Raw genomic sequence first — 13,615 nt, 5'->3', positions numbered from 1 at the left:
CAGTGTCAGCCGGAGATTTCGCCTTGAGAACCCTTCACATTATCTCGTCAATCGAGCGAAGATATGGTGGTCCTGCTGAGGCGCTCAAACGGCTCGCGACGGAGCTCCGGCTTTCCGGACACACTATCGACATTGTCTGTCTTGACTCATCTATTGATGCTGACAAATCGGACGACAATGCTTTCGATCTGGTTGTGAGGCTAGGCCACCACGCTGGCAAATACGCGCTCAACTTCAGGCTTGTCGGGTGGCTGAGACAGCATGCGAACCAGTACGATGCAATTATCGTAGACGGCATATGGCAGTTCCACAGCGCGGCGGCCGTTCTCTCGCTTCTTCCGCAAAAGATCCCATATTTCGTGATGCCGCACGGCATGCTCGATCCATGGTTCAACATCGGCCGCCCGTTGAAACATGCCAAGAAGCTAGTCTATTGGATATTTGTGGAGCGTCATGTCATCAGCAATGCGAAGGGGGTTCTCTTCACCACCGACAGTGAGCGCGAACTGGCGCGCTTGGCGTTTCCGCTGTACAGGGCGAAGGAGCTGATGATGATGATTGGCACGGCACCGCCACCTTCGACGGAAACGTTGGACGTTGCGCAGCGGCATTCGCTAGCGACGCCGGGCAAGATTATCCTCTTTCTCGGGCGAATTCACGAGAAGAAGGGCTGCGACTTGCTAATCCAGTCGTTTCACGATCTCCAGAACCTGAGCACCGACTATCGCCTCGTCGTCGCAGGCCCCGATGATCATGGACTCGGGGCGAGATTGCGTCGCGAGGCCGTGCGGCTCGGCATCGCGGATCGTGTTAGCTGGCCAGGCATGGTAACGGGGGCGCACAAGTGGTCCCTGCTGCGCGCAGCCGACGTCATGGTTTTGCCCTCGCATCAGGAAAACTTCGGCGTCGTGGTGGCCGAAGCACTAGCGTGCGGCGTGCCGGTGCTCTTGACCGACAAGGTTGGAATCTGGCAAGAGGTCGTTGCCGATGGAGCCGGGTTCGTGGACGACGACACGCGAGAGGGTATCACCCGCCTTCTGACGCAATGGGCAATGCTGCCGGACGACGAGAAGGTTGCGATGCAATGTTCGGCAAAGCAGTGTTTCAACAATCGGTTTCATATCTCCAGAGTCGCGCAGAACTATATCGCGTTGATGAACAAGCAGGTAGCGTAAGCATTTCTGCTTTAACACACGCGTGCAGGATGGCTGTCGCAGGAAGTTGAGTTCGTCAGCGCGATTTTACGCTCAACCGTTGCTGCCCCTTCCAGGACATCTCATTCGCGGAAGAGCAGCGTCAGAGGATCACACGCTCCAATGCCGCTTGCAGATAATTTTTTCGTGCGCGCACCGGTCTCCATCCTGCGGCTCTGTTTTCGTCGCTTGCCGTTTGGTATCGGAGCCTCGGAAGGGCGCGACAGGGATCGCTATGTGCGCGCCGCGCGTTCCGCTGCATGCAATGCGGTGAGTGCCGCGATGGGCTTTGCGGTAGTGCTGCTCTCGGTCTCTTTGACGCTTCCGTATCTCGGGCAAGAGCGCTTTGGCATCTGGATGACAATATCAAGCCTCGCAGTGATGTTGTCGGTGCTTGACCTTGGCGTGGCGAACGGCCTCGTCAACCTGGTTGCGGACGCGAAAACGAGCGGCGATCAAGAGAAACTGCAGACGATTGCGACTCGCGGCGTACTGCTGCTCGTGGTGATCGGCGCAGCCGCTGGGGCTGTGCTCGTTGGTGCCGTGAGGTTGCTGGACTTCCAAAGGCTGCTCAAGATCGAATCGGCAGACGTCACAAGAGAAGCGGTGGAGTCAACCGTGGTTTTCATCACGCTGTTTTGCGTGAACATCCCACTAAGCGGCGTGAGAAAGGTTTTTTATGGTCTTCAGCGAGCATGGGAGCCACATATCGCTGCTGCGATCGGATACTTTTTCTCGCTACCGCTTCTTTATCTCTGCAACCGCTATCGCGCACCGTTGCCGTATCTCGTGCTTTCTACCTATGGCATGCAGGTCGGCACGACGTTGATTCTCGTTTGGCGTCTTCGCCGGGAGCGGATTTTTAGAGTTCATCGCGGCATATGGCTGGGAACGGGGTGGCAAGACTCGAGGCTGCTACTGCGGACGAGCGGCATGTTCCTTATTCTTCAACTTGGCATGATATGCGGCAGCGCATGCGATCCCCTGATCGTTTCAAACATTCTCGGCGCGAAGGAAGTGGCGAGACTGGCCGTTGCGCAGCGCTTGTTCCAGGCGATCACCGTCGGGATGGCCATGCTGTCGGGGCCGCTCTGGGGTCTCTATGCCGACGCCCACTCGCGCGGTGAGAAGATGTTCATCAGGCACACGCTGAAGGTGTCCATGGGCGTCACGGGCGGCATCGCGGTGCTGACAAGCGCGCTGATTCTGGCGGCTTCCCCCTGGCTTCTGAAGGTTTGGACGGGCAATCACCTGGTTGTACCTTTCCCATTGCTGTGCGCGGCGGGGATGCTGGCGGTGGTCGAAGCAATGGGAAACGCTTTCACCATCTTTCTGAATGGAATGAGCGAATTACGCCCCCAGTTGCTTGCCGTGCTGATCTTTAGCGCGGTATCCATTCCGCTCAAGGTATGTCTGCTCTTGAAGTTCGGCACAGTGGAATGGGTGGTCTGGTCGTCCATCATTGCGAGCATCATCGCCGACTATGGCGTCTATGTCGGCCTCTGCAGGAAGCGGATTCTTGCGCACGCGTCGCTCGGTCCGCTTTCGTGACTGTCACACCCACCTTCTGAACGTATGGCCGACTTCCAGGAAAAGTTGCGGTTGGCGGGGGACGCGCTCAAAAACAGACGTGGAGCCTTGAGGAGAATCATGGCCGCGTGCTTCGGCCTGTCTGGCGCATCTGCACAAGCGGCGCAGCGGCAGGCATCGGGACTGCAGCCGTCGCACACGCAGAGCGGTTCGACCTCGATGCAGCCCGTGAGCGACTTGTCGCCCGACGACAGGGTGATAGTCACCAGGTCTTCGCTCGCATACACCGAAATCCGACACCTCGCTGAATTTGTGCTTGCGAAAGGTCCGATTCAGGGCTACGCCAGCTTGCGTGACTACGGCGGACCGCTTACGAGACTGCTCGTTTTTCAGCACGCTGCGGGCGAACGCGATTTGGATGCTGCATATTATTGGCTCGATCCTACCGACGTCTTGAGCCGGGACAATGGTGGCACAGTGCTGGTTTCGAAGAGCGGAAAGCGTTGGAAGCGCGTATTCGAGGGCGACATCCATGCCCGATGGTTCGGTGCACGCGGTGACGGCACGACGGATGACGGTGACGCGATCAATCGCGCCGTCGCTTTCGCAGGATCGCTCTATGCATCGACGGGTCGGACTCAGTGCGTTGTGCTTGATAACGGCACGTTCTACCTTGCCGCCGCGCGCGGAACGCTGGCCATCCCTTGTCACGACGATGGCACGGTTAAGCAGGGAAAAGGCGGGAGACTCCCGTCTGAGCCTCCCATGCGACAGCCCTATTGCGTAGGCGTATGGCCGGGGGTCAAACTATATGGGCATAACGCCGTGGTGAAGGGCAACTATCGGTACGGCATGGCGGACGCGTCGCAGCCAGTCACTTTCGGCTTGCTCGATCAATTCGACACGGCGATGAATGCAGGGCTCGAGAATCTGACATGCGTGGATTGCTTCATGGCTTTTGGCGCCCTGTCCGCGACGCTCGCAGGCTGCATCTTTGACAGACTTCACTTTGTCGGCTGCGGGGTGGGTATCTATGCGGCTGTGCTGGAACAGTGCACGTTCAGCAATATCGAGGCGCTGCGCACGGGCGTCCCTGTTCTTGTCGGAGGGCAATGGGTCGATCGCAACGACGACTACAACGAACGAGGCGGCTTCGCGGACAAGTGCACCATCATCAACGTACGTAACATCTATGACCGCGTCTATGGCGACGATGAGCGCAAGATCGATCAATGGTTCGATGCCACGTTCTTCAAGTCAATCAACAACGAGCGCAGACTCAGCGCGCCGACCAATGCCGCGTCACCGGCGAGGGCGTATCCCTATCGGGGCATTTGCGGATTCTGCATACGCGTCATGGCGCGCTATGCGCGCCCTTCGAATAGCAATGTCTTCATGCAAATAACGCACGCTTACTCGCCGCGTCCAGCGGTGCTGGTTGATGCATGCCAATCGGCTGTCTTCAACGGCGTTTATATGGAACGCGTCGGCTATCGCGACCATCGCAAGCGAACCGGTGCCGTTGGCGCTGGATGGGACGATCCTTACCTTGGTCATGATGTCCTCGTCCCGGCGTTCATAGGAGAACTCGACGTCTCATCCTGCGTTTCCGGTGTCAACATCCAGCAGTCTTTCGGCGTTTCGGTCGTTCGATCTGACGGCCCTGTCGGATCCGTCCAGTCATCGGACTGTGTTTTCAAAGAACCGCAGCCTCGCTACACCCTGCCTGCCACCACTTTCACCGACGATGTGACGATACGCAGTGGAGCGCTTCGCGCATTGGAGGATGCCAGGCATCGGATCGGTGGATTGGGCCTCTACACCGTGCATTTCGATGGCGGCAGTTTCGACACTGAGATTTCCTGCCCGAAGAACGAAGAAGGGCATGCAGTCATGGTGCTGGTGTCACGCGATGCGAACCACGTAGAGAGCGCGTCGTCCGGTCTCTATCTGCTGCAGCTTTCGCGTAATAGTACGAGCGCTCCGGTTGGAACGCTCGTGTCGGGAAGCGATGTCCTGCGTTTTGCTGTAAGTCCGCGGAACATGCTGGAACTACGAGCTACTGTCCATGGCGCACACCACGTCGTGATGATCGGCAACCGGCCGTTCGAGACTTAGACGGACCCCGCATCTGGGGCAAAGCTGATCAAGTCCACCGCAGAGCTACTCCGAGCGTTATAGATCGGAGTGAATAAGGAAGGCAGAACAAAATGAAGCAGCAGACGCTGGCGAAAAATCCGTGGTGCTGACGGAGGACGGCCTGCGAGAATCTGAACGCCTCTTCAAGCAGCACTTCGTCACCGCTGGCAGCAAAACCAATTAATGAAACGAATTTCCAACTCACGACACCAGGGGGCACGCTACTGGCCAGTGGATCGTTTCATTCTAAACGACCGTCCTATCGTGCCCGACAACATCTTGGCGATTTCGGTCTCGACACGGCGCAAGCAGCAGGCTTATCTAAAATAGACTACGGCGGCGAATGTTCCGCGTTCTCGAATTTCAGTCATTGAAGTAGTAGCAGCGTACCTGTCTAAATGGACGCACGGTCAATGCGTCGTCGCTTCCGTAACTGGTTGCCCCTGGCGTTATCCCGCTGGCGGGCGCAAAGCACTCCACCCGAGAAACCATGGCCTCAAGGAAACAGATCACGCGCGATGATCCGCTGCAGGGCGACGAGATCTCCATCTCGGATTACCTTCGCACAATCGGCGAGAGCTGGCGTCTAATCGGCATGATTGCGCTCGGCGTTCTCGCGCTGGGATTGTTGTACGGCCTGATGCATCCGACCTTGTACCGGGCCGATGCGCTCATACAGATTGGCACACCCGCGTCCAGTTCTCCCGAAGCCGAAGCGTTGGGCCGGCTTGCCTCGATATTCGATTCGAGGGTGAAAGCCAGTGCAGACGCCGAGATGGAACTCATTCGCTCACGCCTGGTGGTCGGCGAGGCGGTGCAGCAACTGAATCTCCAAACTACGGCGCAACCTCGGTACTTCCCACTTATTGGCCGTTGGATCGCGCGACTCCGCAGCGGATCCGCCAGCATGAAACCCCTGTTTGGACTGCGGCAGTTCGCCTGGAGCGACGAGTCGATCGAAGTATCGAAATTCGATGTTCCTCATGCTGCAATCGGCCACGAATTCATCGTAAAGGCGAGACAGGCCCCGTACTTCAAGTTGATTTCGCCTGACGGCAAAGCGCTCGGAAAAGGAGAAGTCGGCCACGAGCTGGTGGTGCCTTTCGGCGACGGCAAGGTGCATCTTCTCGTCAATAAGTTATCCGCTTCTCCCGGCGGTGAATTTACACTGAAGTCAAGTTCGATAGAGGCCACGATCCTCGCGCTGAAAGATGCTTTGGTCATTTCAGAAAGAAAGTCGCAAACCGGCATGATCGGTGTTGCCCTGGAGGGACCCGACCCGGTGCGCACTGCGGACATCGTCAATGCGGTTGCTCAGCAGTATCTCGCTCAGGATCTTGCAAGGCGTACGTCCGAGGCCGAACACTCGCTTCTCTTCCTCGAGGGTCAATTGCCGAAGCTGCGGGACGAATTACAGCAAGCAGAGGATAAGTACAACGCTTTTCGTAATAGCAATGGAACCGTCGATCTGAGTGTGGAAAGCCGGTTGTTGCTGCAACAGGTTGTCGATCTCGATACCGCCTTGCGCGGACTCTTGCAGCAGCGCGACGACATCTCGCAGCATTACAAGGAGGGTTACCCGCTACTTACGGCGGTGGACTCGAAGATCGCCCGATTGCAACAAGACCGCGAAGCGCTGAGCCAGCGTGTTGCCAGTTTGCCGGACAAGGAGCAAAACGCAGTGCGACTGATGCGCAACGTTCAGGTCGACACAGACCTCTATACGAATCTCCTGAACAGTGCGCAACAGCTTCGTGTCGTCAAGGCGGGCAACGTAGGCAACGTGCGCATTGTCGATCTCGCGGTGCCCCCCGAGAAGTCGAGCAAGCCTAACTGGCAGGTACTATTGTCGTTGTCTGCCGTGCTTGGGCTTGTACTGGGAATCGTCACCGCGTTCCTTCGCAAGGCGTTGTCTGGTGGAATCGAGCGAAGCGCCGAGATCGAGGCAGCCCTTGGAATACCCGTTTGCGCTGTCGTGCCGCACAGCGAACGGCAAATTCGTTTGCAGGAGGCAATGCGCCGCAAGGCTCCGGGCATACATGTGCTTGCTGCGGTATGGCCAGGGGATGTCGCGGTCGAAGGCGTGCGAAGCTTGCGAACAGCGTTGCAATCGATCGGATCGGAAGTCAGGAACAATGTCGTGATGATCACAAGTTCCCGTGCCGGGGTAGGAAAGTCGTTTGTCGCGGCCAATCTTGCAATCGTGTTGGCGACAGGCGGGAAAAAGGTGCTCCTGATCGATGCCGACATGCGCATGGGCGACATACACAGATCCTTCAACCCGGCTGGCGGCCCCGGCTTGACCGAGTTGCTAAAAGGTGCGGCGTTTGACGACGTGGTCGTCCGCGATGTCATGAATGGCGTCGACCTGATCCCGCGCGGGGGCGAGACGCCAAACGCCGCGGACTTGCTCACGACTCGGAGACTGAGCGAGATACTCGATGTTGCATCGCGGCGGTATGACGCTGTCGTCGTCGATACGCCGCCTGTGCTTGCTGTCACCGATGCAACGCTGATCGGCCGGCAGGCCGGTACAACGCTGCTGGTCGTTCGGCACGGTCGGCATCCGGTGGACGAACTGTATGAGGCGCTCAACCGGTTGCGCAGTAGTGGCGTGAACGTGGCAGGAACTCTCTTTACCGATGTTCCGCTCGACAAGGCGCGATACGGTTCAGGCTACGGCAGGTACGACGGGTACGGCAAAAGCGACGGCGAGTCCAATGTCAGGACAGCCTAAACGAATCACAAGAAGTATCACGCACAGCGAAGTATCAAAACAAGGAGAAGGAACCATGTCGAACAAGGTTGCACTGGTCACCGGTATCACAGGCCAGGATGGCTCTTATCTTGCTCAATTCCTGCTCGACAAAGGATATGAAGTGCATGGCGTCAAGCGGCGCACCTCGCTCTTCAACACGGATCGCATCGACCATTTATATGAGGACGACCATGCATCGCAGCGCCGCTTTCATCTTCACCATGGTGATCTGACCGACTCGTCGAGCATCTTGCGAATTATTCAGCGGGTGCAACCGGATGAGATCTATAACCTCGCCGCGCAAAGCCATGTTGCGGTTTCGTTTGAAGAGCCTGAGTACACGGCGAACGCGGACGGCCTGGGTGCGCTGCGCATGCTAGAAGCCGTGCGAATTCTGGGCTTCGAGAAGACGGCCCGGTTCTATCAGGCGTCGACATCGGAGTTGTTCGGACTCGTGCAGGAAGTGCCGCAACGTGAGGGCACGCCCTTTTATCCGCGCAGTCCGTATGCGGTAGCGAAGATGTACGCGTACTGGATCACGGTCAACTATCGCGAGGCGTATGGCATATACGCTTGCAACGGCATTCTGTTCAATCATGAATCACCCGTTCGGGGCGAGACGTTCGTTACGCGCAAAATTACGCGCGCCATCGCACGTATTGCAATCGGTTCGCAGAATTGCCTTTACCTTGGCAATTTGTCGGCGAAACGCGACTGGGGACACGCGCGCGATTACGTCCAGATGCAATGGCTCATGTTGCAACAGGACGAGCCGGAAGACTTTGTCATTGCATCTGGCGTGCAATACAGCGTGCGCGAATTCGTTCAGCAGGCGGCGTGCGAACTCGGCATCAAGCTTCGGTTTGACGGAAGCGGAGTCGATGAAGTCGGGATCGTCGAAAGTGTGAGCGGCCGGGAATGCCGGGTCGCGCCCGGGACGGTCATCGTGCGAGTGGATCCTCGCTATTTTCGACCGACAGAGGTCGAGACCTTGCTCGGCGATCCGTCGAAAGCCCACGCGAAGCTCGGATGGGCACCGACCGTGACGTTCGGCGCTCTTGTCAGGGAAATGGTGTTGTCCGACTATCAGATCGCCAAGCGGGATGCGCTGATCACGCTGGCTGGCTACAGGGCGTTGGAGCATCACGAGTAAGGACGAAGTTTGGCCGAGTCGGCATGTAACTCAGGAGCGTGTGGAATGTCGCCGCGTTTCGTATTTTCACTCGCAGTCTTTACGGTCTTCGCGGCAGGCTTGGCTCAATACGCGGATCAGGCGCTTGGCGCGCTCGGCACCGGAGCAATCAACGTCTGGAACTTAAATTCGGCCGCCATGGATGACGCAGGTGCTGTCAAGTACGTGAAGGACGCGAGCATCGCCTTGATCGGAGTCGGGTGGCCTCTTGCGCTCGGTTTGAATCGCTTTCGGGGGGGAATGCGTACGTTTATTCTGATGTTCTTCACGTGGATTCTTTGCATCGTATCGGTGGGACTCGTGCCGTTCATCGCAGGTTGGACGCCATTGTTCTTCCTACCTGCGGGATTGCGCTGGGTTCTGCTGATTCATGCGTCATTCGGTCTGTTTTTGTTCGCGAGTTTGCTGCCGGCCGAGAAGCAGGGACAAACGGCCCTCGTCCTCGCATTGCTCGCGCTTGCCGCATTGGACTTTTACGTTGTCCTGCGACAATGGATACAACTCGGACAAATACAGCAAGTTCTATTTATGCAGGATCGGTACACGGGCCTGTTCAGTAACGCGGCGCTAGCAGGTATGTATGCGATTTCGCTTGCAAGCATGGTGCTCATTCTGGACCGCGCCCGGCTGTTGTATCGGCTTATATTGCTCTCCCTCGCAGTCGCGATTGCCGTCTCTTCGGGAACGCGATTCGCTATGCTCAGTATCGCGTCCATCGTCGGCGTAGTAGTTTGGGAAACGCTTGGGGGACGGCTGAGCCGTAATGATCGGATGCTGCTGGTGGTGACTGCGCTACCGATTGCTATTTTGCTCGCAATCGTTGGCTATTCTCACATGGTGGAAGCGGTCGGCCGCGGTGATGTGCTGACTGATCAACTCGACGAAGGCGGTCGTTTATCCAACCTCGGGAAGATAGCGGAGCAGTTGTCAGAGGCAACTCCGGGAGAACTCTTTTTGGGGCGGGGCCTCGGCGTAGGCACGAACACAGCCGTCATGCTCCTCCAGCGTTCGGGCGTCGACCCTGAGCAATACCGGTTCAATCTGCTCATCGATAACGCCTTCGTGACGATGCAGTTTCAAATCGGAATTGTGGGTATGCTAATTTTCGCGACGGGTGCGACGGCGTTTTTCTGGCGCATCCGTCCGCGTCATTCGAGGCGTCAGTCAGTTCGATATGTGGTGTTCGTTGGGATCACGATTGCAGCCTGCATGGACATCAACCTATTCGAGCAGTATCCACTGGTGACGACTCTGATGCTCTGCTTTGGGGACATCTACGGGTGCTCTCTCGGCGCGTATTTGTCCACGCGTCGATCACGTGGCGTTGACTTGCGTGGCACTGAAGTTGACTTGCGTGGCACTGAAGCAGGAGTCGCTGACGTGGAGCAGCAGAAATGCTTGTTTTCATAGCGCCTTACAGCGCCTCTAATCGTGGGGCGAATGTGAATCTGGGCGCCGCACGCAAGGTGGAGTTTTTTCTGGCGTTGGCATCGCAACTTTCTGAGGATGTTCTTTTGATCAATACGGGCCACATAGAGGCAGGATGGTCACGTAGAAAATTTCGGGATTCCGTCATCGGCACGCAACGCATTCGGGAGATTTCGCTTCGCTGCTACCCTGTAAGGCCCATCGGCAAGCTGCTGAACCTCTTCGAAGTCTTGGCGCTGAGCGATGAGATAGCGAAGGTCGGCAAGCCCGAAGCCGTATGGATCTATAACGCGTACGCGTTCGAGTCGATGCTCGCTCGCGTGCTGACGCACCGGTTCGGTGCGCGTCTGATCCTCCAGTTCGAAGATTGGCTGCTTTCTCGTCGCCGCTGGCATCCGAAGCCGTTGCTCGACTTTATCGCATGGCGATACGTGTTACCCGCTCCATCGTTATGTCTTGCGGTTAACGATCACTTATCGACACGCGAACATCAACGCAGCGGTTGTCCCGTGGTGCTGTGTCCGGGCGTGGTGTCGGACGATCTCATTGAAGCTTGTGGACAGCGGCGTCCATTCTCGCGAACGGCAGATGCTAGAACGATGGTTGGCTATTTCGGTGGGCTGAGCGTCGAGAAGGGAGCTGACGTGGTTCTCGACCTGATCCGGAAGTCCGGCGGACGCCTCATGTTTCACGTCTGCGGAACGGGTCCGCTGGCACGCGAGTTCGTCAGGCTGTCCGCCGAAGATTACCCGGTGCACTTCCACGGTCGGGTGGACGAAAAAGTCTTGTTCAAATTGATTTCCGACTGTGACGTGCTGGTGAACCCGCATGTTTCGATAGAGAAAATGGGTAACGGGGTCTTTCCTTTCAAGGTTGTCGAATATGTCGCGTCGGGAAGATTGGTCATTTCCACCGAACTTCCCCCGATGAGCATGAAGGAGATTCACGACGCCATATGCTTTGTTTCCGCGGATGCAAGGTCCATCGCCGATGCGTTGGCAAACGCAGAGCAGACGTATCGCCGCAAACGCATGAGCATCGAGCGGGCAATGAAAGCAGCCGCCCAACTTCTGACGCGAGACGCGCTAGAAAGGTCGATATCCAGGGCTTTGAGCAGTCGAATCAAGGACTAGTCCATTGAACCAATGAAATTGCACTGAGCTAATAGTGCATGGGCAAAATGAATCTGAGCGAAACCGAGCGCGAAGAGCTGATGTCGATGCAGCGCAGCCGCACGATGGCCGTTGGCCAGGTGAGGCGTGCGCGGTTGATCTTGCTGCTCGACGAAGGAGCCTCGCGTGCGGCGATCATGGCGGAATTGCGTTGCGATTCGCGTTTCATTACAACGTGGCAAATGCGTTTCACCAGTGAGCGTTTGGCTGGGTTGTACGGCAGACATCCAGGCCGGGCACCACGACCTGACCTGGCGGTTCTTGAAGCGAGGGTGCTCGAGTTCACACTGCGACGTAAGCCGGCCGACGGCTCGACACACTGGAGCAGCCGCAAACTGGCGGCACAGTTGGGCATGGCCTTCATGACGGTGCAGCGTATCTGGCGCAAGCACGACATTCGGCCACATCGCCTCGATACCCACATGGTGTCCAACGATCCCGACTTTGAGGCGAAGGTAGCCGACGTGATCGGGCTGTACCTCAATCCGCCGTTGCATGCGGTGGTGTTCTGCGTGGACGGGAAGACAGCCATCCAGGCGCTGGATCGCAAGGACCTGATGTTGCCGCTCTCGCCTGGACGCGCCGAGAGCCATGGCTTTAAATACAAACGCAACGGCACCCTGAGCCTGTTCGCCGCATTGAATGTTGCCACCGGTGAGGTGCTGGGCAAAACCGCGCCACGCCATACCAGTGCCCAGTTTGTTGCGTTCCTCACGGAGGTGGTATGGGCACAGCCGCGCGGAAAGGAGATTCACGTGATCTGCGACAACGTGAGCAGCCACAAAACCAACGCCGTTCAAACATTTCTGGTTGACCATCCGAAAGTGTCGATACATTACACCCCGACGTATTCGTTATGGCTGAATCAGGTCGAGAACTGGTTTGCACGCATCCAGCGCGACGACATTGCGCGTGGCGTAGTCACCAGCACCAAGGATCTCAACAAAAAGCTCATGCGTTATATCTGTCAATACAACAAGCAGGCGCGCCCATTGAAATGGAAGTACTCCGATCCATCGCGGCGAATCCGGTGCAATTCATCCGGTTCAACGGACCAGGCCGATGCGTCGATCAAGCCGCTCTAACCGGAATGACCTGTCGTGGCCTTGAAAGTGACATGATTTGCTGGCATTGAGGGACAGGAACCGCAGTCGGCAGACGGGTACCCTGGATACCAGGGGCGGAACTTCAATCCGTGGTGCAGGATCGCGCACGCCGCGTGAATTCGTCAGGCGCTGGCGAGCCCGGTACGCTGCACGTCATTCTCGAAGTCGGCGTAGGTTGAGGCGATGCCCTCTCTGAGCGTAATTGTGGGCGACCAACCTAGAGCGGCGAGCTTCGATACGTCGAGCAACTTTCGCGGCGTCCCATCGGGCTTCGACGAGTCGAATCTCAGCGATCCAGAAAAACCGACGACATCGCAGATCAGTCGTGCGAGGTCGGCAATCGCTATGTCCTTTCCATATCCGACATTAAACATGCCCTCGACCAGGTCGTTGCTCAGCAGGACGAGAACCGCGGACGCCAGATCGTCTACATGAAGGAATTCCCGTCGCGGCAATCCGGAGCCCCATACCGGGAGCGATTCGAGTCCGTTCAGCTTTGCCTCGTGCGCCTTGCGGATGAGCGCGGCCAGCACATGGCTGCCTTGAAGATCATAGTTGTCGTTGGGGCCATAGAGATTCGTGGGCATCACCGATATGAAGCGCGTTCCGTATTGCTTGTTATACGCTTCACAAAGCTTGTGACCCGCGATCTTTGAGATGGCATAGGCTTCGTTGGTTTGTTCGAGAGCGCTCGTGAGCAGGTAATCCTCTTTTATGGGCTGAGGGCAAATCTTTGGATAGATGCACGATGAACCGAAGAAGACGAGCTTCTGCGTGTGACTCTTGAATGCTGCATGAATCACATTGGTTTCGATGACGAGGTTCTCGTAGAGAAATGAAGCCGGCTGAGTCGAATTGGCATGAATTCCGCCGACTTTGGCTGCGGCCAGGAGGACGACGTCTATATGCTCTCGAGCGAAAAAATCCATCACGGCGCGCTGATCCAGCAAGTCGAGCGACTGTCTCGAGGCCGTGATCACGTGATCATATCCGGAGCTGGCAAGGCGCCGAAGGAGAGCCGAGCCGACCATTCCCTTATGTCCGGCGACATAGATGCGAGAGTTTTTGTTCATGTGAATGGCCAATAGTCGAGAGAG

At 57.1% G+C, this 13,615-nt stretch carries 9 protein-coding genes; 8 read left to right on the top strand and 1 reads right to left on the bottom strand.

Annotated elements, in window-relative coordinates:
• Positions 1-23 precede the first annotated feature (23 nt).
• The 8 genes from F6X39_RS19520 to F6X39_RS19485 all read left to right on the top strand — a co-directional run bounded on the left by F6X39_RS19520 (position 24) and on the right by F6X39_RS19485 (position 12,497).
• Positions 24-1,175: a glycosyltransferase gene (locus tag F6X39_RS19520; protein ID WP_222945261.1), complete on the top strand. Its 1,152-nt coding sequence runs from the start codon at positions 24-26 to the stop codon at positions 1,173-1,175.
• A gap of 141 nt (positions 1,176-1,316) precedes the next feature.
• Positions 1,317-2,744, top strand: coding sequence for a lipopolysaccharide biosynthesis protein (locus F6X39_RS19515; protein ID WP_187617769.1), 1,428 nt, complete (start codon positions 1,317-1,319; stop codon positions 2,742-2,744).
• 24 nt (positions 2,745-2,768) lie between these two features.
• On the top strand, positions 2,769-4,841 hold the full coding sequence (locus tag F6X39_RS19510) for a hypothetical protein (RefSeq protein ID WP_187617768.1): 2,073 nt from the start codon (positions 2,769-2,771) through the stop codon (positions 4,839-4,841).
• A gap of 511 nt (positions 4,842-5,352) precedes the next feature.
• Positions 5,353-7,599, top strand: a complete 2,247-nt coding sequence (locus tag F6X39_RS19505) for a polysaccharide biosynthesis tyrosine autokinase (protein ID WP_187617767.1) — start codon at positions 5,353-5,355, stop codon at positions 7,597-7,599.
• A 55-nt stretch (positions 7,600-7,654) separates the two neighbouring features.
• Entirely contained in the window at positions 7,655-8,773 is a 1,119-nt protein-coding gene (gene gmd / locus F6X39_RS19500) for a GDP-mannose 4,6-dehydratase (protein WP_184036592.1), read from the top strand.
• Positions 8,774-8,818: 45 nt separating this feature from the next.
• The gene (locus F6X39_RS19495) at positions 8,819-10,222 is read left to right on the top strand and encodes a hypothetical protein (RefSeq protein ID WP_187617766.1); all 1,404 of its coding nucleotides are present in this window, start codon (positions 8,819-8,821) and stop codon (positions 10,220-10,222) included.
• On the top strand, positions 10,207-11,373 hold the full coding sequence (locus tag F6X39_RS19490; protein ID WP_187617765.1) for a glycosyltransferase: 1,167 nt from the start codon (positions 10,207-10,209) through the stop codon (positions 11,371-11,373). The genes F6X39_RS19495 and F6X39_RS19490 overlap by 16 nt, the downstream gene beginning before the upstream one ends.
• A gap of 38 nt (positions 11,374-11,411) precedes the next feature.
• Positions 11,412-12,497: an IS630 family transposase gene (locus F6X39_RS19485; RefSeq protein WP_187617764.1), complete on the top strand. Its 1,086-nt coding sequence runs from the start codon at positions 11,412-11,414 to the stop codon at positions 12,495-12,497.
• 143 nt (positions 12,498-12,640) lie between these two features.
• Here the strand turns inward: F6X39_RS19485 and F6X39_RS19480 are convergent, their stop codons facing one another.
• On the bottom strand, positions 12,641-13,591 hold the full coding sequence (locus tag F6X39_RS19480; RefSeq protein WP_187617763.1) for a GDP-L-fucose synthase family protein: 951 nt from the start codon (positions 13,589-13,591) through the stop codon (positions 12,641-12,643).
• Positions 13,592-13,615: the final 24 nt, after the last annotated feature.

Source organism: Paraburkholderia sp. UCT2, from assembly GCF_014397665.1.
In the GTDB taxonomy this organism is placed as follows: Bacteria; Pseudomonadota; Gammaproteobacteria; order Burkholderiales; family Burkholderiaceae; genus Paraburkholderia; species Paraburkholderia tuberum.
Note: the sequence above shows the minus strand (reverse complement) of the source record. Positions and strands in the feature narration are given on the sequence as shown.

Coding starts and splice junctions, on each gene's coding strand:
- F6X39_RS19510 (WP_187617768.1), top strand. CDS start 2,769: ATGGCCGACTTCCAGGAAAAGTTGCGGTTGGCGGGGGACGCGCTCAAA.
- F6X39_RS19490 (WP_187617765.1), top strand. CDS start 10,207: ATGCTTGTTTTCATAGCGCCTTACAGCGCCTCTAATCGTGGGGCGAAT.
- F6X39_RS19485 (WP_187617764.1), top strand. CDS start 11,412: ATGGGCAAAATGAATCTGAGCGAAACCGAGCGCGAAGAGCTGATGTCG.
- F6X39_RS19480 (WP_187617763.1), bottom strand. CDS start 13,591: ATGAACAAAAACTCTCGCATCTATGTCGCCGGACATAAGGGAATGGTC.
- F6X39_RS19515 (WP_187617769.1), top strand. CDS start 1,317: ATGCCGCTTGCAGATAATTTTTTCGTGCGCGCACCGGTCTCCATCCTG.
- F6X39_RS19505 (WP_187617767.1), top strand. CDS start 5,353: ATGGCCTCAAGGAAACAGATCACGCGCGATGATCCGCTGCAGGGCGAC.
- F6X39_RS19495 (WP_187617766.1), top strand. CDS start 8,819: ATGTCGCCGCGTTTCGTATTTTCACTCGCAGTCTTTACGGTCTTCGCG.
- gmd (WP_184036592.1), top strand. CDS start 7,655: ATGTCGAACAAGGTTGCACTGGTCACCGGTATCACAGGCCAGGATGGC.